This window comes from Sphingobium sp. YR768, assembly GCF_900111125.1.
Taxonomy (GTDB): domain Bacteria; phylum Pseudomonadota; class Alphaproteobacteria; order Sphingomonadales; family Sphingomonadaceae; genus Sphingobium.
In genome coordinates, this window is the sequence record NZ_FOGE01000027.1 from 26981 (window position 1) to 51196 (window position 24216).

The 24216-nt window shown below is 60.7% G+C and carries 23 protein-coding genes; 13 read left to right on the plus strand and 10 right to left on the minus strand.

What is annotated here, in order from left to right; translation table 11 throughout:
* Window positions 1–60: 60 nt before the first annotated feature.
* From BMX92_RS21380 to BMX92_RS21390, 3 genes are read right to left on the minus strand one after another with little or no spacing between them, the layout of a single operon-like run.
* Window positions 61–972: a glycosyltransferase family 2 protein gene (locus tag BMX92_RS21380; RefSeq protein WP_093020375.1), complete on the minus strand. Its 912-nt coding sequence runs from the start codon at window positions 970–972 to the stop codon at window positions 61–63.
* A 13-nt stretch (window positions 973–985) separates the two neighbouring features.
* Window positions 986–2158, minus strand: a complete 1173-nt coding sequence (locus tag BMX92_RS21385) for a glycosyltransferase family 2 protein (RefSeq protein ID WP_093020327.1) — start codon at window positions 2156–2158, stop codon at window positions 986–988.
* 3 nt (window positions 2159–2161) lie between these two features.
* Window positions 2162–3430, minus strand: coding sequence for a glycosyltransferase (locus BMX92_RS21390; protein ID WP_177185182.1), 1269 nt, complete (start codon window positions 3428–3430; stop codon window positions 2162–2164).
* A gap of 283 nt (window positions 3431–3713) precedes the next feature.
* Between BMX92_RS21390 and BMX92_RS21395 the strand changes: the two genes are divergently transcribed.
* The 4 genes from BMX92_RS21395 to BMX92_RS21410 are packed head-to-tail and all read left to right on the plus strand — an operon-like array spanning window position 3714 to window position 8636.
* The gene (locus tag BMX92_RS21395; RefSeq protein ID WP_093020377.1) at window positions 3714–5045 is read left to right on the plus strand and encodes a glycosyltransferase family 4 protein; all 1332 of its coding nucleotides are present in this window, start codon (window positions 3714–3716) and stop codon (window positions 5043–5045) included.
* Between the two features lies 1 nt (window position 5046).
* Window positions 5047–6183 carry a glycosyltransferase gene (locus BMX92_RS21400; protein ID WP_177185183.1) on the plus strand — a complete coding sequence of 379 codons (1137 nt, stop codon included), beginning with the start codon at window positions 5047–5049 and terminating at the stop codon, window positions 6181–6183.
* A 3-nt stretch (window positions 6184–6186) separates the two neighbouring features.
* On the plus strand, window positions 6187–7305 hold the full coding sequence (locus BMX92_RS21405) for an acyltransferase family protein (protein WP_093020333.1): 1119 nt from the start codon (window positions 6187–6189) through the stop codon (window positions 7303–7305).
* A 23-nt stretch (window positions 7306–7328) separates the two neighbouring features.
* Complete coding sequence (locus BMX92_RS21410) at window positions 7329–8636, plus strand: oligosaccharide flippase family protein (protein WP_093020335.1); 1308 nt, start codon at window positions 7329–7331, stop codon at window positions 8634–8636.
* Here the strand turns inward: BMX92_RS21410 and BMX92_RS21415 are convergent.
* A complete protein-coding gene (locus BMX92_RS21415) occupies window positions 8617–10143 on the minus strand; it encodes an O-antigen ligase family protein (protein ID WP_143066838.1) in 1527 nt (508 codons plus the stop codon). The two genes, BMX92_RS21410 and BMX92_RS21415, sit on opposite strands and share 20 nt — an antisense overlap.
* A 3-nt stretch (window positions 10144–10146) precedes the next feature.
* A complete protein-coding gene (locus tag BMX92_RS21420) occupies window positions 10147–11484 on the minus strand; it encodes a glycosyltransferase family 4 protein (RefSeq protein WP_093020339.1) in 1338 nt (445 codons plus the stop codon).
* 243 nt (window positions 11485–11727) lie between these two features.
* Here BMX92_RS21420 and BMX92_RS21425 point away from each other — a divergent pair, with 243 nt between their 5' ends.
* The gene (locus tag BMX92_RS21425; RefSeq protein ID WP_093020341.1) at window positions 11728–13806 is read left to right on the plus strand and encodes a hypothetical protein; all 2079 of its coding nucleotides are present in this window, start codon (window positions 11728–11730) and stop codon (window positions 13804–13806) included.
* On the opposite strand, the gene BMX92_RS21430 is transcribed toward BMX92_RS21425, so the two are convergent.
* Window positions 13729–14856, minus strand: coding sequence for a hypothetical protein (locus BMX92_RS21430; protein ID WP_143066839.1), 1128 nt, complete (start codon window positions 14854–14856; stop codon window positions 13729–13731). The two genes, BMX92_RS21425 and BMX92_RS21430, sit on opposite strands and share 78 nt — an antisense overlap.
* A 58-nt stretch (window positions 14857–14914) precedes the next feature.
* Window positions 14915–15748, minus strand: coding sequence for a WecB/TagA/CpsF family glycosyltransferase (locus BMX92_RS21435; RefSeq protein WP_093020379.1), 834 nt, complete (start codon window positions 15746–15748; stop codon window positions 14915–14917).
* 295 nt (window positions 15749–16043) lie between these two features.
* Here BMX92_RS21435 and BMX92_RS21440 point away from each other — a divergent pair, with 295 nt between their 5' ends.
* From BMX92_RS21440 to BMX92_RS28450, 7 genes are all read left to right on the plus strand, one after another.
* Window positions 16044–16649, plus strand: a complete 606-nt coding sequence (locus tag BMX92_RS21440; protein ID WP_093020381.1) for a polysaccharide biosynthesis/export family protein — start codon at window positions 16044–16046, stop codon at window positions 16647–16649.
* The gene (locus tag BMX92_RS27475; RefSeq protein ID WP_177185185.1) at window positions 16630–17838 is read left to right on the plus strand and encodes a hypothetical protein; all 1209 of its coding nucleotides are present in this window, start codon (window positions 16630–16632) and stop codon (window positions 17836–17838) included. The genes BMX92_RS21440 and BMX92_RS27475 overlap by 20 nt, the downstream gene beginning before the upstream one ends.
* A complete protein-coding gene (locus BMX92_RS21445; protein WP_177185186.1) occupies window positions 17835–19325 on the plus strand; it encodes a GumC family protein in 1491 nt (496 codons plus the stop codon). Before BMX92_RS27475 ends, BMX92_RS21445 begins: the two co-directional genes overlap by 4 nt.
* Window positions 19325–20074 carry a CpsD/CapB family tyrosine-protein kinase gene (locus BMX92_RS21450; protein WP_177185187.1) on the plus strand — a complete coding sequence of 250 codons (750 nt, stop codon included), beginning with the start codon at window positions 19325–19327 and terminating at the stop codon, window positions 20072–20074. Before BMX92_RS21445 ends, BMX92_RS21450 begins: the two co-directional genes overlap by 1 nt.
* Before the next feature lie 270 nt (window positions 20075–20344).
* Window positions 20345–21394: a DegT/DnrJ/EryC1/StrS family aminotransferase gene (locus BMX92_RS21455; protein WP_305728191.1), complete on the plus strand. Its 1050-nt coding sequence runs from the start codon at window positions 20345–20347 to the stop codon at window positions 21392–21394.
* Window positions 21395–21401: 7 nt separating this feature from the next.
* On the plus strand, window positions 21402–22352 hold the full coding sequence (locus BMX92_RS21460) for a hypothetical protein (protein ID WP_143066840.1): 951 nt from the start codon (window positions 21402–21404) through the stop codon (window positions 22350–22352).
* A gap of 315 nt (window positions 22353–22667) precedes the next feature.
* Window positions 22668–22868, plus strand: coding sequence for a hypothetical protein (locus BMX92_RS28450; RefSeq protein WP_371262498.1), 201 nt, complete (start codon window positions 22668–22670; stop codon window positions 22866–22868).
* Here the strand turns inward: BMX92_RS28450 and BMX92_RS21465 are convergent.
* Entirely contained in the window at window positions 22861–23217 is a 357-nt protein-coding gene (locus tag BMX92_RS21465; RefSeq protein ID WP_143066841.1) for a hypothetical protein, read from the minus strand. The two genes, BMX92_RS28450 and BMX92_RS21465, sit on opposite strands and share 8 nt — an antisense overlap.
* Here BMX92_RS21465 and BMX92_RS27480 point away from each other — a divergent pair.
* Complete coding sequence (locus BMX92_RS27480) at window positions 23216–23371, plus strand: hypothetical protein (RefSeq protein WP_177185189.1); 156 nt, start codon at window positions 23216–23218, stop codon at window positions 23369–23371. The genes BMX92_RS21465 and BMX92_RS27480 overlap by 2 nt on opposite strands.
* A 102-nt stretch (window positions 23372–23473) precedes the next feature.
* Here the strand turns inward: BMX92_RS27480 and BMX92_RS27485 are convergent, their stop codons facing one another.
* Window positions 23474–23797 carry a hypothetical protein gene (locus BMX92_RS27485; protein ID WP_177185190.1) on the minus strand — a complete coding sequence of 108 codons (324 nt, stop codon included), beginning with the start codon at window positions 23795–23797 and terminating at the stop codon, window positions 23474–23476.
* On the minus strand, window positions 23797–24171 hold the full coding sequence (locus BMX92_RS27490) for a hypothetical protein (RefSeq protein ID WP_177185191.1): 375 nt from the start codon (window positions 24169–24171) through the stop codon (window positions 23797–23799). The genes BMX92_RS27485 and BMX92_RS27490 overlap by 1 nt, the downstream gene beginning before the upstream one ends.
* Window positions 24172–24216 lie beyond the last annotated feature (45 nt).

Below are 24216 nucleotides of genomic sequence, written 5' to 3' on the forward strand. Positions count from 1 at the left end.
TATATGATATGAGTAATTTCACATATTACGTTGTGATTAATCACCACATTGAAATGGATGTTATTTATATTCTATTATTTTATACCTGTTGTTCATGCTATTTATCAAATATTCAACCTGCCCCTGAAAATGCGGCAGCTTTGCCAGAACGATCAAATTAGCCACCTGCGCATCATGGCGGCGCGATACCCGCCACCAGAGCAGCGGCCATAGTGGCCAGGCCATGGGCAGCGCCCACAGGACATTGCTGAAGAAGGTTCGCTTCAGCCCCGGATCGTCTCGTCCAGCGTCGGCAAAGGCTTCGGCGATCGCGTGACCATTGCGGCGGTTGCGTTGCCACCATTGGCCAAAGCGTGTGATGGCCGCATCATGCAGCGTCATTTCCGCCGCAATGCGGTGGACCGTCCAGCCCGCCCGGCGCAGGCGATAGCAAAGTTCCGGCTCTTCACCTGCGATCAGCGAGGGCTTGAACCCACCCACGGCGGCAAAGGCGTCGGCGCGCATCAGCACGTCTCCGCCGCAACTGTGCGTTTCGCCAACGGGCGTATTCCATTCGATGTCGCACAGCTGATTGTAGCGGCTGGCATGGGGATACCGTTCGCGCCGTCGACCGCAGACCGCACCCAGGCCGGGCGCCTTCGATATAGCGGGGACGGCTGCGTTCAGCCATCCTCCGGCCAGTTCGCAGTCGCCATCGATAAACTGGACCAGTTGGGTGGTGGGTTGGATTTCCATCAATCTGGCGAACCCGGCATTGCGGGCCCGCGCGGCGGTAAAGCCATCGGCAGGGTCCAGTTCGACGATGGTACATCCCATGTCGCGGGCCAGGGTGACGCTTTCGTCCGTCGAGCCGGAATCGACATAAATGGTCACAACGACCTTATCCTGGATGCTGGCGATGCACACGGGCAGCCGTTTTGCTTCATTGCGTCCGATGATCACGGCGCCCACAATAGGGGGGGGATATGACATTGTGCGCACCTTTTCAGTCAGGTTCACGGCTGGTTCGGACCCAGGATTTCTGTCTGCCCCCCATCAGGCGGCGGTAAATCGGGAGTTTCCAGAACAGATAGCGCGGCAACTGGACGATCATTGCGCCAGGCAGGATCTTGCGGCCCCCAAGCAGCCATATGAACAGGAGCGCACAGGCGGCCATGACTCCAGCGGCCAGCAGCGCCACCAAAGGGGCGACCGGCCCTCCGAGCGTCGCGACGCCAGCCAACAGGGCAAGGATCGCCATCGCGCCAAGTGCCAGCAGCGCCAGTGGGGCAATGGTCAGGTCCATCGCGATCGGCAGCAATGCGGGTCGCCCCGTCATGCCAGCAGACAGCAGCCGGGGTATATAATGCAGGGCGGTGACGATCGACCCATGCTCCCATCGGGTGCGCTGCCCCTGTGTGGCGGCCTGCGCGCTGGCATGGCTGGTGAAGAGGGCATGGGAATCGAACCGGACCGGCGAGCCGGCCAGAGTCAGGTCCAGGCCGAGCTTCAGATCCTCGACAAGAGAGCTGGTTTCCAGAGGCGCGGTGTCAAAAATCCGCCAGGGAAATGCCATGCCCGTCCCTTGCAACAGGGCGTGGCCGCCGCTCAAACGCGCAAGCCCGCGTTGCCGCACCATGTTCTTCACCATGAAGGCCAGGCAGGATACCCGCACCAGTGGCGTGGCATGGGGCGATATGGTCAGCAGATAGCATCCTTGCACGACGCTCTCATATCGAGCGGCATGGGCGGCCAGACGCGGCAATGCGCCCGGTCCCGGCAGGCAATCGGCATCCACGATGATGACGATGGATGGCGGAGCGTCCTGGCGCAGCGCGGCCCTGCCATAAGCCAATGCATAGGCTTTTCCACGCCGATCGGGATCGTCGCGCTCCACCACGTCCGCGCCGGCCGCACGCGCAATGGCGGCGCTGCTGTCCGTGCAATTATCCGCAACGACCAGCAGTCGGTCGCACCTGCGTAGCTGGTTGCGTACGGCGCGAATGACCGCATCGATGCCATGGGCTTCGTCATGGGCCGGGATCAGCACGACGAAGGGTGGCGCGGGAATGTGGCTCTGCCTGGCTTCAGGAAAGGCGCCGACAAAAGCTTCGGCCGCCAGCATCAGCAGAGGTATCCCGGCGCATGCAGCGATCGCCCAGCAGAGGATGAGCAGCATCGGTCAGGCCAACGGACGCAGAAGGTCGGCCAGATCGGCGACATTGTCGTCGATATCATGGCCCGCCCTTACACGCTCACGCCCGACATCACCCATGGCCCGTAACTGCTCTGTCGGCGTTTCGAGCACGGCGATCATGGCATCGGCAAGGGCGGTCACCGACCCGGCCGGAATGATCCAGCCTGTTTCCCGATCGACCAGTTCCGGTATGCCGCTAATCGATGTCGCGATAACCGGCCGCCCGAGCGCCAGCGCCTCCATGATGACGACGGGCAGGCCTTCCGCGAAACTGGGCAGCACCAGCGCGCGCGCGCCGAGCATTTCTCGCCAGACGCTCTGGGGATCGCGCCATCCGCACAGCGTGACTATTTCCTCCAGATCCGACGCTGCGATCTGGGCTTCCAGTTCCTCGCGCATCGGACCATCGCCGACGATGTTGAGATGAAAGTCATGGGTTTGCGCGACGATCGCCGCAGCGGCTATCAAAAGCGCAATGCCTTTCTGGGGGCTAAGCCGCGCCACGCAAATCAGCGTGTTGCCGTGCAGGCCGTTGTCGGTGATCGGGGTGACGTGGTGCATGAACAGCGGATCGCTGCCGCACCGGACGATGGCGACCTTGCGCCAGTCCTGCGGTGCGGACCAGCGCATGATCTGGCTTCGGCCAAACGCACTGATCGCGATCACGAAGCGCGCATCGGCCACCTTCTCGCAAATCTGGAGCTGTTCGGGTGCGTCGAATTCGTCGGGGCCGTGCATGGTCAGGCTATAGCTGAGCGGCCCCAAGCGGCTGGCAATACGGGCAACGGTCGCCGGGTTGGTGCCGAAATGCACATGGACGTGCCGGATGCCCGCCCGCTCCATCCGGTCGGCAAGGCGGCATGCTTCCAGAAAATAGGCGGTGCAGCGCACCAGTCCCTTGGCGCCGTGCAGAAAGGTCGAACGGGTGACGCCCAATGCTCTGGCAAAGGCGCGTGGGCGTCGCACCATCCGGCTGAGGGCAGACCACAGCATGGTGACGATATGGCCGTCGAGCAATGTGATGGTGTTGTCCTGCTCGTCCTGGTCGGTCGCATCGTAAAAAATGTCTGCCGATTGGCGGATCGTCAGCCGGGTGACCGAAAAATCCAGCCGTTCCAGCGCCAATATTTCGTTGCGGATGAAGCTGTGACTGATCTTGGGATAGACATTCGTCAGATAGGCGACCCGGACCAGCCCTGGCTCGGGCATGGTCTGGGAAAAGTGGCGATGTGCCTGGCCCGCAGTACGGGTCATTTCGGATAAGCTTCCTGCGATCCGCTGCATGAAACAGGGCGGACATGAATAGGCATGGACATGCTCATCCTCTATCTGTGGAGCGGCGCTGACCTGTCGTGGCGGGCACCATGGTCTTGTGTCAGGGCCATGCCCATCCCCGCTTAACGCCCCTCGAAACACCGTGGTGGCCAGCGCCTTCCGATATTGCCCAACGTAGATCGCAGGCTGTGGCGACGCCCGACGGGGGAGTAGCATGCCATGGCGTCCTCGATGACGCCGGTACCGGCTGGGGAACACGGGCATGCGGATATTGCTGGTGGCTGAAAACATATCGCTGCGCATGAGCGGCGAGACGTTGCTACCCTGCTGCTATTTCGAGCAGTTCGTCGCCAATGGCGAAGATGTATATATGTTGTGCCATGAACGGGTGCGGGAGGATTTGCGCGCCGACCTGTCGCCGGACGAATTTGATCGCGTTCGGTTCGTCACGGATTCCGCATTGCAACGCCTGCTTTTCCGCATTGGTCGGCACTTGCCCTACCGGGTCGAGGATTTGATCTTCAACCAGCTGATCCAGCTGGTCACGCAATGGCGCATGCGCCATATCGCGCGCGCCATGGTGAAAGCGCTGAATATCGATGTCGTGTTCCAGCCCACGCCGATCGCGGCGAAGGCGCTCAGTTTCATGCTGGGTGTGGGCGCACCGGTCGTCATTGGTCCGATGAGCGGCGGCATGAACCTGCCGCCGGCCTTTCGCCAGATGGATAGCGCGATCGTCCGTGCAGCGATCGCTGCATCCCGCTGGGGCTCGGCGTTGCTGCACCGCCTTTTTCCGGGAAAATTGCGGGCGACAGCGCTGGTCGTTGCCAATGACCAGACCCGTGAGGCTTTGCCGCCCGGTGTGCGTGGCAAGGTTTTCCAGCTTATGGAAAGCGCAGTCGATCTGGACCGGTGGCAGGTGCGTCCGCCGCTGGTGCGCCCTGCCGATGCGCCGGTGACCTTCATTTTCTGCGCGCGGTTCGTCGATTGGAAGGGGATAGGACTTCTGGTCCGGGCTTTCGCCCCATTGGCCCGATCAGGCGGCGCCATGCTGCATCTGGTCGGCGACGGCGAATTGCTGGAGGAGATAAAGGCGCAGGTAAGGCGGGAGGAATTGACCCAGCATATCACGCTGCACGGACGCCTGGGCCGGGATCATTATCAGGCTTTGCTGCGCGAAACGGATGTCTATGTGACGCCATCGTTGCGGGAATGTGGCGGCATGGCCATGATGGAGGCGATGGCCGTGGGCCTTCCGGTCATCGGCATCAATTGGGGTGGCGTGGCGCAATATGCTTCGGCCGATTGCGCGCTGCTGGTCGATCCGACCTCCAAAGAGGCTGTCGTGAGGGGGCTGACCAGCGCCATGCGCCGCATGGTTCAGTCTCCGCTGTTGCGCCAGTCGATGGGAACGGCGGCGCGGCGCCATCTTGAACAGGCGCGGCATGGCTGGGCCGACAAGGCTGACGACATGCTCGACATCCTGGCGGAGGTCGCGAAAAAGAAGAGGAGCCCGGCTCCTGTCGCGGCCCCCATGGAGCCATCGCCGGCCATTCTGCCCATCCCGTCCATATTCCTGCGCGCGGCGAACTGAGATGGAATCGAGCGCATCCGGCAGTCGGGTCGACATTATTTTCTACACCCGTCAATTGCACAATGGCGGTGTCGACCGGGTGGTATTCAATCTGGCCGAGGAATTTCTGCGCCGCGGCATCCGCTGTTCGATCCTGGTCGACATCGACAATCCCCATTCCCCGTTCCGAACACTCATTCCCCCCGGCGTGGGATATGATGTGCTCAATGCAAAGGGCCCGCTCGCCCGTCTGTTCAAGCTGCGGCGTTACATGCGGGGAAATCGCCCGGCAGCGCTAATGTGCACCAGCTTCGGTTTCCCCAATCTGTACGCCGTCGTCGTGCGATGGATAGCGGGCGTGCCGTTTCGCCTGATGCTGACCGAACATTGTTTTCCGTCCGTCGATCGGGCTGGCCCTCGGCCATGGCAATCACGCTACTGGTTCTTCCCGCTGGCGCATTATCTCTACCCCTTTGCCGATCGGATCGTTGCTGTGTCGCGGGGTACGGCGCTTGATTTGGCAAAGGTGATCCGGATCGACCCGAAAAGCATCGCCTGCATCTATAATCCGATCGTCAACGATGCGATGATCGCCCAGTCGCAACAATCTGTGGATCATCCCTGGTTTGCCGCTGGTGGATGTCCCGTCATCATTGCCGTGGGACGGCTGGAACCGCAGAAGAATTTCTCTCTACTGATCCGCGCCTTTGCCCGTGTGCGGGCGCAGATGCCGGCCCGGCTGGTCATTCTGGGGGATGGTGGGGAGCGTGACATGCTCGTCGCGCTGGTGGCGCAGATGGGGTTGGAAGACGATGTCGCCCTGCTGGGCTTCGTCCCCAATCCCCACGCCTATGTGGCCAAGGCGACTTTGATGGTCCTGTCGTCCGATTTCGAAAGCCTCGCCAATGTCGTAATAGAGGCAATGGCGGTCGGTACGCCGGTGATCGCGACCGACTGTCCGTCCGGGCCGGCCGAGGCGCTCAACCGGGGACAATGCGGCACGCTGGTCCGGGTCGGCGACCTGGAGGGGATGAGCGCGGCGATATTGGCCGTGCTGCGGCAAAAGCCTGCGCCCGTCGCGCGGAGCTGGCTCGACCAGTTCAGCACGCGACAGGTGGCGGACCGTTATCTCGCCTTGCTCGCGCCGGATGCAGGGTGATGCGTGGCTGCGCCGGACGGGTCTTCCTCCCTTTCCCAACTGACGGCGTTGCGCTTCGTGGCGGCCTTTGCCGTGCTCCTGTCCCATCTCGATTTCCTGGGCGACGGTTCGGAACAGGGGAGCGGCTGGCTGTACGAAACGCTGCTGCGGCAGGGCTATTGCGGCGTGTCCTTTTTCTACATCCTGTCTGGCTTCATCCTGTCCTACGCCTATGGCGACCGGCTGAAGCAAGGCTCGGTTACCCTGCGATCCTACATGATGTCGCGCATCTGTCGCATCGCGCCGTTGCACTGGCTCATGGCGCTGCTCTTCATCGGCTGGCTGGCGCTGGCGGGGGAGGTGCCCGGCCCCGGTACGATCCTTCTCAATCTGGGCCTGATGCAAGCCTGGGCGCCGGATCCGACCGTTCACTATGCGCTCAATGGTCCGTCCTGGAGCCTGTCCGACGAACTCGCCTTCTATGCGGCATTTCCGTGGCTTTGCCGGATGCCGACCCGATCGCTTGGACTGTGCCTGGCCGGCGGGCTGCTGCTTGTCGCGGTTGCGGCAATAATCATGGCCCGGCAGGGCGGCTATTCGGCCACCGAGGAATGGGTCTTCTATGTCTTCCCGCCAGTGCGCCTGATCGACTTCATCGTCGGCATGCTGCTGTATCGCGCCTGGCGGTCGGGGCATGGCAACGCGCTGGCCGGCACGGGCGCGGAGGTCGCAGTCGCTATCGCAGTGCCATTGGCGATGATCGGCTTTTCGCTCATGCCCTTGCCAATGCCGCTGCGCTGGCAACTGGCCTATCTGCCGATCATGGCGATGGCGGTGCTGATCTTCGCTTATGGGCAAGGTGGCGTGTCGCGCGCCTTGCGCCATCCCTGGATGATCCTGTTGGGGCAGGCGTCCTTTGCGCTGTATCTGACCCATCGGCCAATTATCACGCTGGCCTACCGGCTGTGGGGTGGAAATCCGGCGCATTATCTGTCCATGTCGCTGTCTCTCCCGCCGTTTTGCGTGGGCGTGTCCCTTGTGATCTTCCTTTTCGTGGAACGGCCAATGATGGGTCGCCTGCGATACGCGGCATTGTCGCATGATCGCAAGAGGGGCGGGATAAAGGCGTGGCGACCGTCATAGAGCGACCAAAATGGCACAGGGCGATGTCCAGCGGGGTCAGTCTGGTCGCCATCACGATCATCGCATCGAACCTGCTGCGGATCGTCAGCACCATCATATTGACCAGAGTGTTGTCGCCTGCCGATTTCGGCGTCGCCGGGCTGACCGGGGCGATCCTCAACATTCTCCTCATGATCTCCGACGTCGGCTTTGGCGTGTATATCATCCGCCATGCCCGCGGCGACGACCCGCATCTGCTCGACATCATCTGGACGGTCCGGCTGGCGCGTGGGCTGGCCCTTACCCTGCTGCTTGCCGTCTGCGCCGGTCCGATCGCTCAGGCGCTGGGCAAGCCCGCGTTGCAGGTCGCCATTGCCGTTACCGCCTTGCACTTCCTGATCGACGGCTGTTCCTCGCTGGCGCCCTTCACGACGATACGGCAGGAAAGATTGCTGATGCTCAGCCTGCTCGACATCGTCAGCGCCGTAAGCCAGACGGTGGCCGGCATCGCGCTGGCGCTGCTCTTGCACAGCTATTGGGCGATCATACTGGCCGGACTGGTCGGGACTGCGCTCAAATCGCTGCTCAGCTACCTGCTTTTTCCCGGCGCTGGACGGCGCTTCGCCTATGACGGGCAGGAAATCCGCGATCTCTGGCATTTTGGTCGCACGATCGCGAGCGCCCACACGATCCAGGTTGTGCTGTCCAATGTCGACAAGATCGCTCTCTCGCGCATGTTCCCGCTGTCCCTGTTCGGCCTCTATTCGCTGGCGTCCAACCTTTCGGGCGCGGCTTCCGGCTTCACGACCCTCTATCCCAATCGTATCCTTTTGCCTGCTTTCGCGCGCGCGTTACGGGATGAACCCGTCAATCTGGCGCTGATCTATTATGCCAGTCGCCGCAAGCTGACCCTTTTATACATGGTCGCGATGGGCGGTTTCATCAGCATGGGACCGGCGGTCGTCGATCTGCTCTATGATCCCCGTTATCAGGCTGCCGCCACCTATCTACAGCTTCTCGCGCTCGCTCCGGCCATCGCCATGAACAATTATGCCGCGCGCGAGATATTGATCGTGGTCGGCCGGGTTCAGGCGCTGCTCTATGCGAATCTGGTGCGGCTTGGATGGCTGCTGAGCGCAGGAAGCGTGGGCTTCCTATCGTTCGGCCCCATAGGGCTGGTTGCTGCGGTGGGCGGTATCGAACTGCCCGTGCAATGCTATTGCTGGTATGAATTGCGACGCGCTGGACTGCTGAGAATGGGGGAGGAGACGCTCATATTTGCCGCTCTGTTGTCGGGCATGGCGTTCGGGTTGATGGGCAATGTGCTATATTTCATGCTGAAGGCGCCATAAGGGCGGGAAGCGGGCGGACACTAGCAACCGCTCCGACGCTTGCTCGGCGCCGCGCGAGCAATCCCGCGCCTGCCGCCAGCAACATCACATAGGTTGTTTCGTTGCGGCCATAGCTGGTCGTGGTCAGGCTGGCCATCAATCCCACCAAACCGGCGAAGCATGCCGTTGCCGACATGGCCGACTCCTGCCCCAAAGCATGGCCGCGCACGAACAAACGGGCCAGGACAGCAAGCAATATCGCATAATAGACGGCCGCACCGATCATGCCGCCGCGCATCAATATGGTCAGCGGCTGATCGACCAGATCTATGATCCCTTCGCCCTGGCGCAGATGCTCAAGCCGTTCCAGCAAGTCCGGCATGCTGAGGCCGGTTGCCCAGTTTTCACGCACCAGCGCTATCCCGGAAGACAGAAGTTCGGATCGGTAATCGACCGAGCCGGCCGCGTCCTCTCCCGTACCGATCGACGCCGCAAGCGTGGGGATGACGCGTGAGAGCAGCAACAATATGCCGGCGCATACGGGCATCGCCAGCAGCATCTTGAACAATCCAACCCATCGGCGTTCCTGCACCATGCAGGCGATCAGGCCGGCGACGATGACGATATAGCCGATGCGCGCGAGGGTGAAGAACACACCAGACGCCAGCAGCGCGAGCGTTGCGAAGAAGGTTAGCCGCGAACCCATATGCCGCCGCAGCGCGACGAGTATCACGACCTCCAAACCCAGCAGCAGCGACAGCCCTGTGGATTCGGGAAAACTGGCGCGGCCGCGCAGCAAGCCGCCCCGTTGCTTGGCATAGCCCGAACTCAATTCCGGATCGGCGCCGATAGCCTGCGGCATGGTGTCGTACAGCAGCCAATGCCGGGGTGCCTCGAACGTCACGATCATGGCCAATATGCAGCCGCCCAGGACGACCGACAGCATCAGGTCATCGGGTGATCTGGATCGGATGAACGCCCGGCTGATGGCAAGATAGGGCAGGCCAAGGTTCAGGATCACCTGATTGCAGGCGCGAACCGAATAGGTCAGGTCGTTCCCGCGGCAGTCCATGAAAGCCTGTACGATCAGCATCAGTATCAGCAGAATATCCCATTGCAACAGGCTTGGGTGGTAGATGCGCTCGCCCGCCATCAGCATCGCCAGTAACAGGCCCATGCTGAGCAGATGGACATAGGTGAACTGGGCAAAGGTCAGGCCGCCGACGGCAATAGTGTAGACCATTATCGGCATCAGCGGCAGGCACAGCAGGAACAGCCGACAGCGCAGGTCCAGGGCGCCGGGACCGGGCAGGACCAGCCCTGAACGGCCAAACCCCGGCGCCAGCAGCATCAGGCCGATGACACCGGCCGCGAATATCGCATAGTGAAGGCCGAAGGTGCCGATCAGCGGCAAGGTGAGCGCAACGGTCATCTGATGCGGTCCAGCCAGCGCGCCAAGTCGGCCGGGCAAGTGTCTGGCGCCTGTCAGCACCATGGCGGTCAGCATCAGGATGACGACTAACGCCACGGATCAATTGGCTCTGGGCATCAATGAAGGGCGCGATCCGCCGTCGCGCACCCAGTCGTAAAGCTGCACGATCTGCTCGGCCTTGCGGTCCCAGGTGAATAGCGTCCGGACGCGTTCGACGGCCGCATCGCCCAGCAGGTCCAGGCGTGCGGGATCGTCCAGCAAAGCGGATATGACGGCGCGAAATCCCTCTTGCAGCGTTTCCGCACTTGAAAAAGGCACGCGAATGCCGGTCTGATCGTCCATCAATTCTATGGGGCCGCCATAATCGGCTACGATCGGGGCCACGCCCAGCGCCATCGCCTCCAGCACCACGCCCCCGCCAAATTCCCTTATGCTGGGGCAGGCGAGAAAATCGCAATCGACCAGCAGGGTCTGCACCTGCCGATGCTCTACTGCGCCATGCAGCGTGACCGCTTTATCGACGTGCAGTTCTCTGACCAGCGCGGCAATGGCATCGCGTTCCGGCCCATCGCCGATGATGTCGAGATGCAGGGCATCCGCCCGCAACATATCCTGTGCCGCGCGGATCAGCACGTCGGCGCATTTATACGGAACCAGCCGCCCGACAAAGGCGCCACGCAGCGGTGCCTGCGCGCGTCTCGTCCGGCGCAAGGCGAAGCGGGCGGGGTCGATGCCATTTTCGGGAAGGTGGAAGCTGCGCGGCCGCGCCTGCTCCGGTAATTCCGAAAGACTATGGAGCGATCCTGCCAATATCGCTGCGGCGTCGCGGCGGGTCGCCCTATAGCCAGGCAGCCATTTATAGGCGCCGCGCAGTCGCGACAGCCATTCCCGTTCGCGCGTTCGGCGATCCGCAAAGCCGTCCGGCCATGGCAGCCCGCCATTGAGCGGCCCGACCACCAGCGGCACGCCCAGCCGCTTGAGCCGAACGGCAAGATAGGAGGGCGTCGTCGGGCTCATCGGCGTCAGGCGATGTACGATGTCATAGGCACCGGCCTTCAAAGCAGGCCGAAACTTATCCCAGACCGCTTTCTCAAATGCATAGCATCCGATCGGCGCCAATGCCTGATAGATCGTCCAGCCACGATTGTCGCTCGCGCCCAGAAATCGTGCGACGCGAAAGATCGTGCGCACCACGGCTTCGGTGTTGATGGTCGAAAAATCGCGGCCTTCCTGCCAGTCCATGGCGATGATGGCCGGACGATTGCGGATATGGGTCACCAGATGCACGTTCGCCTGCCGGGCCAGCGCTTCGGCAATGCACCACCCGATCAAAGGCACGCTCACCATATCGGGATTGGCGACCTCCGCCAGCAACAGAACATGGTGACGCTTTTCCGCAGCCGGTGCGGATTTCTTCCCGGTCAATTCAACCACCATAATATCGCTACCTGTCGCATCGGGGGCGGGGGGCTAGAATGGCGGCAGGAGCATGCCTCCTCGAACCCTGTGTCCGGTCAGTATATGGACGCGGCCCGCAACATCCGATCATGTCCATTGGGAGGGGAGAAGTGCGTGGGGAAATCTCCGGCAATTTCAGGCATCACGCGCATGGATGTTCTGTGTCGGAAACCCGCCGCTTTGTTCGCGATGTTGTGTCTGGTTGGGTGCGGGGAAGGTGGCGTGGCCGCCGCGACGGATAAAGATCGCGCGGCGGCGACGCCGGTTTCCCGCTCCGTGTCGGGACCGGCTCCGGGCGGCATGGCGATGGGCACCAATCTGGACGGCCTTGCCTATTGGAGCAGCGCCATGCCGGTGCTGGACCTGATGAAATCCGCGAGCGTCTGGCTGCCCCAGGCCGAAGGGGTCTATGACACGGGAGAAGCCATAGCGCAGGACCGCGACGGTTGGCCTCTGGCGCCGGGGGACGCCGGCATGCGCCGTTACCGCACGCTGCTCGTCAACATCCTGCATGACAATCCCGCTGCGCTGCCTGCCGAACGCTATGTCGTCCTCTATGAAGGCCATGGTGCGATCACGGCCATCGATGTTGATGGAGCGCGGGTCTTATCCCGGATCGATGGGGAGTTGCATGTAAGCGCTGGCCGGGGTGGAAGCCTTTACTTACGTATCGACGCCAATGGAGACGGGCGTGACCCGATACGCAATATACGCGTCGTCAGGGAAGATTATCTGCCGCTTTACAAGGCCGGGCTGACATTCGATCCGGAGTTTCTAGAACGGATCAAACCCTTCCATGCGCTGCGTTTCATGGACTGGATGAACAGCAATGCGTTGTTCACGCCCATAGGTGGCCCGTTGACGGACGAGGCCGCGATCGAGCGTGCGCCGCAACTGGACTGGGCGGATCGGCCCAAGCTCACGTCCATGCGTTGGGGCGACGGCAGTCGCGGGGTGCCGGTCGAGGCCATGGTTGAACTCGCCAATCGTACGGGTGCCGAGCCGTGGTTCACCATGCCCGTCAACGCAAGCGACGATTATGTCCGGGGCTTTGCCTCCTATGTCCACACGCATCTGCGTCCCGACCTCAGGGTCCATATCGAACTTTCCAATGAAGTCTGGAACTGGATATTCCCGCAGGCACGCTATGCGCGCGCTCGCGCCCGCGCCGTTTTCGGTCCCGATGGCGACGGGCTGGAATGGTATGGCATGCGCGCGGCGCAGGTGGGCATGATCTGGAAGCGGGCGTTCGGCGAGGCGGAGAAGCGCGGGCTGCGACCGGGCAGGGTGGCGATGGTGTTCGGCACCCAGTTCGGCTGGCGCGGGCTGGAAGCGACCGGCCTTGAAACCCAGCATTGGCGCGACGGCGATGGACGGCGGATGCGTGCCGCCGACTATTTCGACGAATATGCCATCACCGGCTATTATGATGGGACGATGAACGTCGATGACGCCGTGCCCGTCGTCCAAAGCTGGTGGAAGGATGGCGATGGTGGCTACGCTCGTGCGATCGCTGTCCTCAACAAGCGGATTTCGGATTTTAACGCGCCACTCTATCAATATCATGCAGGACGCGCGCGAGCCCATGGCCTTCGCCTCGTCAGCTATGAAAGCGGTTTCGGCGAATATACGCCCATATCCCAGCATGCTAATCAGCCTTATACCGATTTTCTGGCCAAATTGCAGCGCAGGCCCGAATTCAAGACGCTGGAAACCGCCAACTACAGCGCCTTTGCGCAAGTGGGCGGCAGTCTCTTCATGAACTTCGGCATCATCGGCACGCCCTCCAAATGGGGGAACTGGTCCGCGCTCGAAACGATCCGGCAGACTGGCTCGCCGCGTTATGATGCGTTGATGACATGGCTGCGCAGGCATCCGCCCTCTCCGGAACGCGGACCGGCCATTGCTTATGCGGACGCACGGATCGCACTTGGCGGGGCGCAGGGCGAAACCTTCACCGGAACCGCACATGGCTATGATGTGCTGGTCGGAGGCAGCGGCAATGATCGCTTCGTTGCCGGGCGGGGAGCAGGCAGTCGCATCGACGGAGGCGGGGGGCATGATGTGCTTGTCCTGCCGGAGCGCCGGACATCCTATCGCTTCAAGGCGCACCCATCGCAGGCCATGGTGCAGGTGATCGGTCCCACTGGCGTGCAAAGCCTCACCGGCATATCCAATGTGCGCTTTTCGGATGGGACGCTGATCGATCTTGCAAAGCTCGTATCAGAGGATCGGAACGACCGGCTCGTCGATGTAAAACGGGTTGCTGGCGTCCCTGCGCCTGAACAGGCCGGGCCATAACAGGCGCAGCCTTACCCATCGCAGCCAGATATTGGCGCCAGGATTGCGGCGCCATTGCAGATCGCGCTGATAAGCAAGGTAAGCAGGCGCAAAATCGTCGCTGAGATAGGCCAGGCAGGCATCGCTGGACATGGGTCTATATGGCCCGCCAAGGTCGGTCGTGAAGTTCCACGCAATCTGTTGCAGCCTCTGCGCCGTGTCCTCTCGCATGCCAAAGGGGCGCTCAGGCGTATGAATGGCGGTCCCATACATTGTCACGGACGTCAGCAGCGCGATGAAATATGTGCCGGTCTCGGTAAGGTGGACGTCGTCCCGGAAAAGTGCGGCCATTGTCGCTCGCGCGTTGTGCCCTTTCAAACCGGGCACGGACATGGGCGATAGCGCCTGTTCGACCAGCGCGGCCAGCGCCGATCCGGCCGGGATCGTCATCAGGCGGTCGGGGCGGCCGGATGCCGCAAGATCATGGTTTATTCGATCAGCGACGCAGCGCCATATGGGAGCAGCCGATCGCTCATAGGCGATCCATGATGCAGGATTGTCCATGTCGGCAACGGTCATCCATGCTTCAAAAACATAGGTTTGTGCCTGCGGATTCTGTTCGATCATGCGGTCATGAAAATCGCGCAAATATCGTATCATGTCGTTCCGCACGACAGCGTCCAGCAAGCTATGCTGTTCCGTGATGATCAACGTGTCGTAAGGCTGGTTTCCATAGGACCCTGCCCGCTGAAGTTCCGACAGCACGTCTATCGGCTGGTCGTTCCTGTTGGTTCCTGCGGCATAGCCGGTCCAGCGGCCTGCACCCTGTCCCATGGTGCGGTCCCTTATGGACGAACCGGCAAGCTGTTGCATGTCCCATAGCAGGGGTTGGTCTATGCTTGCGGCAAGGCGTTCGAGATATTCAGGGAAGGGATGATCCATCAGGCTATGCCCCGACAGGAACAGGCGGCGTGGACCGTGCGAAAGCTGGCGGGATGCTGTCATCGGCGCGGCGATACCGGTCATCTGTGTCACGACGGGTGTCGTCGGACCGACTTGCGACAGGGCCACAGCCGCGATCCATAAGCCTTTGCGTCCATGCCGATGCCTCATGTCGTTCGACGGCGGATCACCCCGCCCGTCGGCGTTGCCATTGGCGAAAGATATGGAAGATGAGGGGACCGTCCACCAGATAGCGACGCCACAATCGCCTGGGGTCATGCGTCAGTCGAAAAAGCCATTCCAGGCAAAGACGTTGCAGGATTTTGGGTGCCCGAGCCTGTTCCTCGGTAAGGAATTGCAAGCTGGCCCCTATGCAAAGCCCGACGCCTACAGCCTGGCCGGTCCGGCTGATGCGGTAAGCGAGCATTTCCTGCTGTGGGGACCCTAGGGCGATAAAGACATAGCGGGCCTGCGCTGCGATCGCGAAGCGTACGGCATTTTGCGTCGCATCGGCATCGTGAATGAAACCCATTGGCGGATCATGATGGATCAGTTGGGATAGGCCGAAGCGCTGTCGCAATATGTCGACCATGGCAGGATTCCCGCCAATTATGGCGATACGATCGTCAGCCTGTACGATGTCTCGCAGAAGCGCGACGGTAAGGTCGCTACCCGGCACGACCGGCAACGGCACACCTGCACGCCGCGCCAGCTTTCCCAATATTCGGCTGTCGCATAGCGTGATCCAGGCATTGCGATATATGGGCCACAGATCGGATCGCTTGCACTGGATGCGGACGACATGATCGACATTGGGCGTGACGATATAGGCAAAAGCCGCATCTGTCGGTCGCCGTTTGATATCGACCAGCAATTGAGCCTGATCGCGCAGACTGAACGCAAAGTCGAAAAATTCGAATGTCTGCGCCGATGAACGATGCTGCGAATATTGTGGAACAATGGATTCGTCACCAATGTTCACAGGGGTTGGGTGTGTGGGAAAAGACAATGTCAGGGACATGAAATCTTCCATATTCGGCAGGCGTGAGGTGATATTGGATCCGCACTGAGCAGATTTGAAATTGCTATACATCCGCGCCGAAACATCTTGGACGGTTTAATATACGGGGTCATTATGTACCCGTATATTCTATCTACGGGTAAAAAGGCGGGTGCCTATTCCGCATTTCAGGTGGTCAGAAATAGGACCATCCTCGAACGACTGACAGACACCTGTCGATCAAACTAGACTCAGCGCTCAACTGCTGGGGGCTGTCATGATACTTGGCGCGCGATCCGACATTTATTTTCGCAATATGCTGCTTTTTTTCTTGCTATTACTGCTTTTTGCCAGCCCCTTTGCTGCAATTGCACAGCCCGTAACGCCCCCGGCTCCACCAAGCGGTGCGGACCCTGAATATCGCATCAATCCGGGTGACGAACTCGACATATTGATTTGGGGGGAAGAGCGGTTGCAGCGCGTCGTGCGCGTCCTGCCCGATGGTACCTTCACCTTCCCTTTGGCGGGACGGATCGCGGCTGCCGACCGCACGGTGACGGAAATCGCCAACCAGATCCGCGCCAATATCGCGCCCAATTACCGGGAAGGTGCGCCGGACATCACCGTTGCGGTGAGAGAGGCCACAGGCATGCGCTTCTATGTGATGGGCAAGGTGCGCACGCCGGGCGGATTTTCGTCCGGCAAGGCGGTCAACGTGATCCAGGCTCTTAGTATGGCCGGCGGGTTGGCGGAGTTTGCGGACGTAAAGAACGCCATCATCCTCAGACATACGGCGCAAGGGCAGACGGTAGAGCGGGTGCGCCTTTCTGCCTTGCTGAAGGGCGCGCGCGGCATTGATCCGGGGCGGCTCGCCGCGCCTCTTCCTCTGCTGGAGGCGGGCGATGTCCTTCTCATTCCATGATCGTCAGGCATGGGCCGCTGCCATGGTCATCCCGGCGATGATTGTCGTGCCGGCCAATGGCCGCACCGAACCGCGGCTGGACGTCGATATGTCGGTTCTGGCATCTCCCAATCCCCTGTTGCTGCAAGGCGAACGCAGAGGCGCGACCTCGCTCGAAGTGGCGGCATCGCCCGGCATCACCATCACCTCGCCAGGTGGATCGACCCTGGATGCTGGCGGCACGATCAGATATCGCAACTATACACGGCGATATGGCCATTATCTGCTGGGCGATTTCCGTGTCGAGGGGCGCTATCGCGATAGCGAATATCTCACCGTCGGTGGATGGGCGGGGTATAGTCGGGCGCTGGCGATCGACCTGCTTGCGTCCAGCGATGATGCGGCCGGCGATCCGCGCGGCATTCGCAACAGTTGGTATGGCGGCGTCGATGCGGCGTGGCGCCCCAATATCTATACGCTCATCACGCCGGACATAAGATTTGAACGAGCCGTCTATGCGGATAGCGATCTTCTGCGCAACGCAAACGCCTTGACCTTCAGCCTGGCTTACGCTCGCCGTGTCGGCCCTCGCACCAGTATCGGGCTACGCATCCGCGATACCATGAATTCCGTGACCGGCATGGCCGGCATGAACAGTGTGGCAGTTTATGCCACGCTCAATCGCCAACTGGGGCCGCGCGCACGCCTGCTGGCGGAACTAGGCGTGGAACAGGCAGGGCGTCAGATCGAATGGCTGGAGGACGTCAAAATGCGTCGGCCAGGCCGCACCCTGCTTGCAGGCCGGGTCGACCTGTGCCGGGAGGCGGAGGAAGGCGACCATGCGTTGACCGGTTGCCTCTCCGCCACGCTGAATTCGGAAGTCAGCGGCTTTGGCGGCCTGCGTCGTGACGCGACGGTGTCGATATCGCTCAGCAAGGCGCTGGGCGAGCATTTCAAGCTGCGCGGTGTCAGCGAATATCGCCATTCCTCGCTGATCGGCGGATCGCTCGTGACCGCGCCTGCCCAAGGCATGCGCACCAGTACGACGGATGCGGTGCGCAACATCGTGATGCTGGACTGGAAGTTGCGCCCGAATGTCACATTGACCGGCAGCGCCCAATATCTTCGCCGTCAGCTCGTCACGGGAAAGCGTATCGGATCGGCCTTTATCGGCCTGCAACTGCGCTACTATTTCGGACAGCGCAAGTGAACGACGACATCAGCCAGAATGGCAGCGTGATCAGCCTGCCGGAACTCTTCGCCATTTTGTACAGGCGGCGGTGGTGGATCATGGTGCCGACGCTGATCGGGATATTGGCGGCGCTGGCGATCGCGCTGGTGATGACGCCCACCTACCGTTCGCAAGCTACGCTGCTGATCGATTCGCCGCAGATCCCGACCAGCTTCGCCCCGGTGCGTACCGCCAATTACGCCAATGAACGTGTGGCAAAAATCCGTCAGCAGATCATGAGCCGGTCCAACCTGACCAGATTGATCCGGGAAGGGGGGCTTTACGAAAGGGAGCAGCGTTCGATGTCGTTCGACGACCTGCTCGGGGTCATGCGCAGCGCCATCGCCGTCGATCTGGTAAGCGCCAGCGGGAACCAGCGTCCGGGCGCTGCGACCGACACGATCGCATTCGACCTGTCCTTCACCTATCTCGATCCTGCCGCCACCCATGCCGTCGCCGAGAAACTCGTCGCGATGTTCATGACCGAGGACAAAAGGCTACGGACCGAGCAGGCCGTGGGCACCGCTGCCTTTCTGGGGCGGCGCGTCGATGATTTACGTAATCAGATGGTCGCGCTGGAAGGAAAGCGCCGGGAGGTCGAAAGTCGCTATGCGGGCGCTCTGCCAAATCAGGTGGCGTTGAGTGCACAATCGGGGTCGTCGCTCCGGTCCGAAGTATCCCGGCTGGATGCCGAAACGCAGGGTCTTGTGCAGCAGAACAGCCTGCTTGCGACGCGGAGCGAGGAAATCGCAGCCGCGCCTCGGCCGGAATTGGACGCGTTGCGCAGGGCCGAAGAGCGTGTCGCACAATTGGGCGCCACCTATTCAGATACGCATCCTGATGTGATCGCTGCGCAAATTGCCGTCGACCGGCAGCGGCGCGTCGCTCAGCGGTCGGCGGGGCCAATGCCCGGCAGCGGTGCAGTTGCGTCTGAGATGGGGGCCGCACGCGCGCGCATCGCTATGCTGGCCGCACGCCGGAATGAACTGGTCGGAACCATCGCGCAGATGGAGCGTGTGACGGCGCTTGCGCCTCAGGCGACCTACGAGCTGAACAATCTGGAACGCGATTACGACAATCTGAAACGCCAATATCAGGATGTGCGCGACACGCAGATGGAGGCGCAGGTCGCCGCCAGCCTTCAGGCAGAGGACAAGGGCGAGCGGTTTTCGGTCGTGAACGCGGCGAGTGCGCCGCTCGACCCTATTCGCCCCAAAAGAATGCAACTGCTGTTCAGCGGCCTTCTGGGCGGGTTTGTCTTCGGATTGATATTGGTCATACTTTGGGAGTTCATCGCCGGCCCGATCCATGGCGAGGGCGCGGTAGCGCGGCTGATGGACTGTCCGCCTCTTGCCATCATCCCGATATTGGCGCCCGGCATGGCAGTGCCGATATTGGAGCGCGCGCGCCGCTTCTTGCGGTTGCCGTCTAAGCGATCCGGCCCCCTTCGACCGGGAGTGGAATGATGGCGACTATATCCAAGGGCACCGCGATCATGGTCGCGCACGCAGCCGGAAGACAGGATATCATTCTCGACCGGTCGCTGCTGCTCGATAATGGTATATTCGGGCTGGAACATATGGATCAGCGCGCGCGCAGCTTCATCCTGCTGCGGTCCCAGATCATGAACGGCTTTCATGCCGATGGCGGCAGGATCTTGGCGATTACGTCGACCCAGGCGGGCAACGGAAAGACGTTCGTCACCACAAATCTTGCGACGGCGCTCTGCCTGATTCAACCGACGATATTGATAGATTTCGACCTGCGTCGGCCGACCATGGCGGATCGCTTCGGGCTGACGGTGAAGGTCGGCGTAGACGATTATCTGCTAGGCGACTGTGAATGGGAGGATGTCGGGCAAAAAGCGAGAGGATTGGATCTGACATTATTTCCGGTTCGGCTGCCTCGGCAGGATTCCTCAACCCTTCTTGCGTCGGGGCGAATGGTCGGCGCGATACGGGCGATTCAGTCGGCATCCCATCAACCCATCTGCATTATCGACACGCCACCTGCCCTTGTTCTGGACGACATCATGCTGATCGGGCGCAATGCCGACGGTATCGTGATGGTGATAGAGGAAGGGCGCACCACGGCGAGGGATGTGAAGCAGGTCTTGCGGTTGCTCAGTCCGACGCGGATTGTCGGAGCGGTGCTGAACAAGTCCATAACCGCCAGGCGGGATCGTTATGGATATGATTATTATGACGCACCCTGATCGCCATCACGGCCTGTGGGATGAAGGTCTGGAATTCCCCCACGCATTCCGCTGTCTCTGCGGGCGTATGGCGATCCTCTATAGCAGATGGCAGGACCGGCATGCGCCTTTGCAATGTCGTAGACCCTTGCCTGACAAGGTGGAGATGGACGCATGACTCCTCGTGAACTGCTTGCTGCGATCCCCCCTGTGTCTCCCCCCCTTGCTTTGGTGCAGGAACAATGGCCGACACCCGTTACTCAGCCTTTCATGCCGCCATTGGCTGAATATATGCCTTATCTTCAGACCATCTGGGCCAATCGGTGGCTGACCAACTCCGGGCCGTTTCACCAGGAACTGGAACGTGCTTTGGAGCAGCATCTTGGTGTGCCGCATCTCTCCCTGATATCCAATGGAACCACAGCTCTATGGATAGCCTTGCAGGCGCTCAAGGTCGGTGGAGAAGTCATAACAACACCATTCTCCTTCGTCGCGACCGCGCATGCACTGCGCCTTGTCGGCGCGACGCCGGTCTTCGTCGATATTGATGAGGCTGATTGCAACCTCGCACCGCAAGGCATAGAGGCGGCCATCACTGAGAGGACCAGCGCCATCCTGCCGGTGCATTGTTTTGGCCATCCCTGCGATGTCAGAGCAATCGGCGAGGTCGCCGACATCTATGACCTGAAGGTGATCTATGACGCTGCCCACGCCTTTGGTGTGCAGGCTGATGGGGCAAGCATCCTGCGACATGGCGACCTGTCGACTGTCAGTTTCCATGCCACCAAGGTTTTCAGCACGATAGAAGGGGGAGCGATCATATCGCCTGACGCGAAGACAAAGGCGAAGATCGACCGGCTGCGCAACTTCGGGTTCGTCGGCGACATGACGCTTGCGGGGGCCTCCATCAATGGCAAGCTGAATGAACTCCAGGCGGCCTTTGGCCTGTTGCAGCTGCGCTATATCGACGACATCATTGCGCGGCGGGCCGCGATCAGCGCGCGTTATCATGATGCGCTGGCAGGCATGAAGGGTATCATGCCGTTCCACGCCATTGGCGCGACTACGCTCAATCACGCCTATTTCCCCGTGCGCGTGACAGAGGAATATGCGGTCAGCAGCGATACATTGTGCCGCGAACTGCAATCTGTGGGCATCATGGCCCGGCGCTATTTTCATCCCCTGATCTGCGACATGCCCGGCTATCGGGATCTGCCGTCGGCACGTCAGGGCCTTCCGGTCGCGCGCCGCATTGCGCGGGAGATATTGTGCCTACCGATCCATGGCAATTTAAGTGATGAGCAGGTCGACCGGGCCGTTGGAATATTGGCTCGTGCCTGAGGTGAATATGCGCGGGGCGATCAGGTGGATGCGCGATCTCCCTGCCCGTATGGCGCTGCGTTGCACCAATATGCGGATAATCAATCGGCGCCTGGAAAGTGGTCATGCCAAGTCTCTCGCCCGGCATGAGGGGAAAGCGCCCAAGCTGTCGGGGATCGATCTGGAGATCGTGGAAGGCCTCCGGCGGGACGGTATTTTCGTGACAAATCTGACGGCGTTGGGATTGCCCGGTTCGGACGCAATGCTGGCCGCAGCGCGGATGGTCGGGGATGCCTTCTCGGTGGAAGCGCGGCGGCAGTCCGCCGATGGGGCTATGTTGACGATTGCCCCGCCCGCTTCGGTCGCGTCGCGGCCAGCGATATTCGCATGGGGATTGCATGAGCGCCTGCTGGATATCGTCGAGGCCTATCTTGGCGTTCCAGTCGGCTATGACGGCGTCAATTTGATCTACACGGTATCTGGCGGCCAGGAAGCGGGGCCGCGTCGCTGGCATCGGGACTGGGAAGACCGACGCACCATAAAGATCGGCATCTATTGCAACGATGTGGCGGCGGGTGGCGGCCCGTTCCAGCTCATACGCCGCCGCGACCCCACACAAGGCGGACCTCATGGCTATCATTACAGCTTGGCTGACAACAATATGCTGACGGAAAAACTCGGCGCGGACTATGGTCAGGATATCGTCAGTTGCGAAGGCCCGGCAGGAACCGTCTTCTTCTGCGAGACGGCGCTGCATTTCCATCGAGGCGAGCCGGCTGTCCACGCAGATCGCCAAGCATTGTTTCACAGCTATTTTGCGCGAATACCGCGTCACCCGTTTCTTTGCGAGCGGTCGGGGTTGAGCCGGAGGCAGATTTCTAACCTCGTTGAAACACTCAATCTTCGTCAGCGTGCAAGCGCATGTTGGCGGCGAGATTTGCCTTGGCTCGTCCGGCTCATCCCGCCGGCGAGGATTTGATATCGTAAAATAAAAGCGGATATGGGAAAATGTTGCTTAATATTATAAATTAAATCAATGTAAATAATTAATATTAAGATACAAAAAATTAATAATATTCTCCGGTATAAGCGGCTAAAGCCTGCATCAATAAAATATTTTCAGTAAAAAATACGCCTGTATACGATAAAGAAAATGATATTATATCAAATTTCGGTATTGGTGCCGTCAGGAATTAGAAGCATTATTATATGAACACTGCGTGATATTTCCATTTTTCAAATTTTGCCTGGTGATGGCTCGCATTCTGGAATTTCTCTTTCCTACGCCCAGCAGGTGCAGCCCAACGGGCTAGCGGAAGCGTTCATTATCGGTGCTGATCATGTCGCGGGTGGGCCAAGCGCACTGATTTTGGGAGATAATCTTTTCCATGGCGAGAAGTTTGGCGATCATTGCCGCGCCGCCGCCGGGCAGGCTCATCGTGGTCAAGACTATCATAGTCTCTGGGCCACTCAGTGGGGGGGGCAGATCACTTGATGAGCTGGCCCTTCAGTCGATAGGATCGGGTTTGCGGAATGGCCACGCCAATGATCGCCAGCAGTTCCGACATGTCGCGGCCACTGGCCTGCGTCTGCAAAGGGACATTCTCGATATCCGCGACGGAAGGCAGCGTGCCCTTCACATCAATGACGTTGTTCGCCGCCCAGGCCCGGAGCGATAGCTGATTACGCCCGCGATTGGCGGTTTCATCGGGCGAGAGCAATTGTGCGGTGAGGCGGAAAGGGGATTGCCGAATACGGCCCGTTCCCTTGGCGCCCACCGCTTTGCCGATCCGCGCCTCCGTCGATTGGATCGTATCGAATTCAAGGTCGGCCAGCAGCCGCATGCGCGGCATTCCGCTCAAGGTCGATCGCTGCGTCGCGCAGCGTCAGAGCATAGAAAAAGCGACATCCGGTTTTGCATCCGGCGTCTCAAGATTGCTGTACGTCAACGCCTTTTCAGTTCCGCAGCCAGTTGCCATTCATGGCTTGCAGGTTTGACCATCATGCGGCCGCACAAGATGCAAGCGCTAACGAACAGCCCGTTGTCCCAGCGCTGTTCGGATGGGTCCGGCCGATGTCGCCCCAAAAGATTGTGCAGGATCATGAAGGCATCCCGGCGTCATCCTTCGGCGCGAGACGTGCGGCCGTGACGCGTGAGGCTCTATTTTCCTCCGCGATATCGTCTTCGACGGGAGCCTCCTCGATGTCGTCGTCCAAAAGGAACTCAAGCGCAATTGCCGCGTCTTCGGCGCTCAGCGCGGGGGCCCCGCCTGCTTCCCTCTGCGCCGCTTCCATCGCCTGAAGCTGCCACGCTGATGCTGCCCGCAGCGCAATCTTGCGGACGTTGGCGAACGGTGTCTCGGCGGCGGTCTGCCTGTGGAGCGCCTCCTGCTGTCTGCACATCGCTGCGCTGTTCGCTGTCATTATGATGACCTTCCATCCGGGCGGCTATTGCGCACCCATAGCGGCACCCAACGCCAGAGGTTCGTTGAGGGATTTGGGATAAGGGCATCGCCATGACCACCGCCGACATTGTCGGCGGCTTGCTTGACCGACGTCATCTCGTCATGCCGGAGCGCCTGCTCCAGATCCTGGGGGTGAACGGAACGGCTTTCGAAGCCGGAGCCTGTGGGAACGCGCAGCGTCGTAGCGATCCGATGATAGAAAGTTCGCACATTGCCTTCGAACGCTTCCTCGTCAGTATCCACAGCATATGTTCCAGCTGGCAGTTCCTCGAAACCCGGCAACTGGAAAGGCGCCTTGAACGTCACGGAGGTGCGGGTCGTGCGAGCCGTCATCGCTGTGGCCGCCAGGATCGGACTGGGGGCCTGTGTCGTTGTCTG

Bases quoted from the DNA above. Each gene is read 5' to 3' on its own strand.
- BMX92_RS21455 (WP_305728191.1), top strand. From the start codon at position 20,345: ATGCCTTATCTTCAGACCATCTGGGCCAATCGGTGGCTGACCAACTCC.
- BMX92_RS21450 (WP_177185187.1), top strand. From the start codon at position 19,325: ATGGCGACTATATCCAAGGGCACCGCGATCATGGTCGCGCACGCAGCC.
- BMX92_RS21385 (WP_093020327.1), bottom strand. From the start codon at position 2,158: ATGCTGCTCATCCTCTGCTGGGCGATCGCTGCATGCGCCGGGATACCT.
- BMX92_RS21400 (WP_177185183.1), top strand. From the start codon at position 5,047: ATGGAATCGAGCGCATCCGGCAGTCGGGTCGACATTATTTTCTACACC.
- BMX92_RS21435 (WP_093020379.1), bottom strand. From the start codon at position 15,748: ATGTCCCTGACATTGTCTTTTCCCACACACCCAACCCCTGTGAACATT.
- BMX92_RS27485 (WP_177185190.1), bottom strand. From the start codon at position 23,797: ATGACAGCGAACAGCGCAGCGATGTGCAGACAGCAGGAGGCGCTCCAC.
- BMX92_RS27475 (WP_177185185.1), top strand. From the start codon at position 16,630: ATGTCCTTCTCATTCCATGATCGTCAGGCATGGGCCGCTGCCATGGTC.
- BMX92_RS21390 (WP_177185182.1), bottom strand. From the start codon at position 3,430: ATGACCCGTACTGCGGGCCAGGCACATCGCCACTTTTCCCAGACCATG.
- BMX92_RS21420 (WP_093020339.1), bottom strand. From the start codon at position 11,484: ATGGTGGTTGAATTGACCGGGAAGAAATCCGCACCGGCTGCGGAAAAG.
- BMX92_RS21465 (WP_143066841.1), bottom strand. From the start codon at position 23,217: ATGCGGCTGCTGGCCGACCTTGAATTCGATACGATCCAATCGACGGAG.
- BMX92_RS21440 (WP_093020381.1), top strand. From the start codon at position 16,044: ATGCTGCTTTTTTTCTTGCTATTACTGCTTTTTGCCAGCCCCTTTGCT.
- BMX92_RS21380 (WP_093020375.1), bottom strand. From the start codon at position 972: ATGTCATATCCCCCCCCTATTGTGGGCGCCGTGATCATCGGACGCAAT.
- BMX92_RS21410 (WP_093020335.1), top strand. From the start codon at position 7,329: ATGTCCAGCGGGGTCAGTCTGGTCGCCATCACGATCATCGCATCGAAC.
- BMX92_RS27490 (WP_177185191.1), bottom strand. From the start codon at position 24,171: ATGACGGCTCGCACGACCCGCACCTCCGTGACGTTCAAGGCGCCTTTC.
- BMX92_RS21460 (WP_143066840.1), top strand. From the start codon at position 21,402: ATGCGCGGGGCGATCAGGTGGATGCGCGATCTCCCTGCCCGTATGGCG.
- BMX92_RS27480 (WP_177185189.1), top strand. From the start codon at position 23,216: ATGCGCGGCATTCCGCTCAAGGTCGATCGCTGCGTCGCGCAGCGTCAG.
- BMX92_RS21395 (WP_093020377.1), top strand. From the start codon at position 3,714: ATGCGGATATTGCTGGTGGCTGAAAACATATCGCTGCGCATGAGCGGC.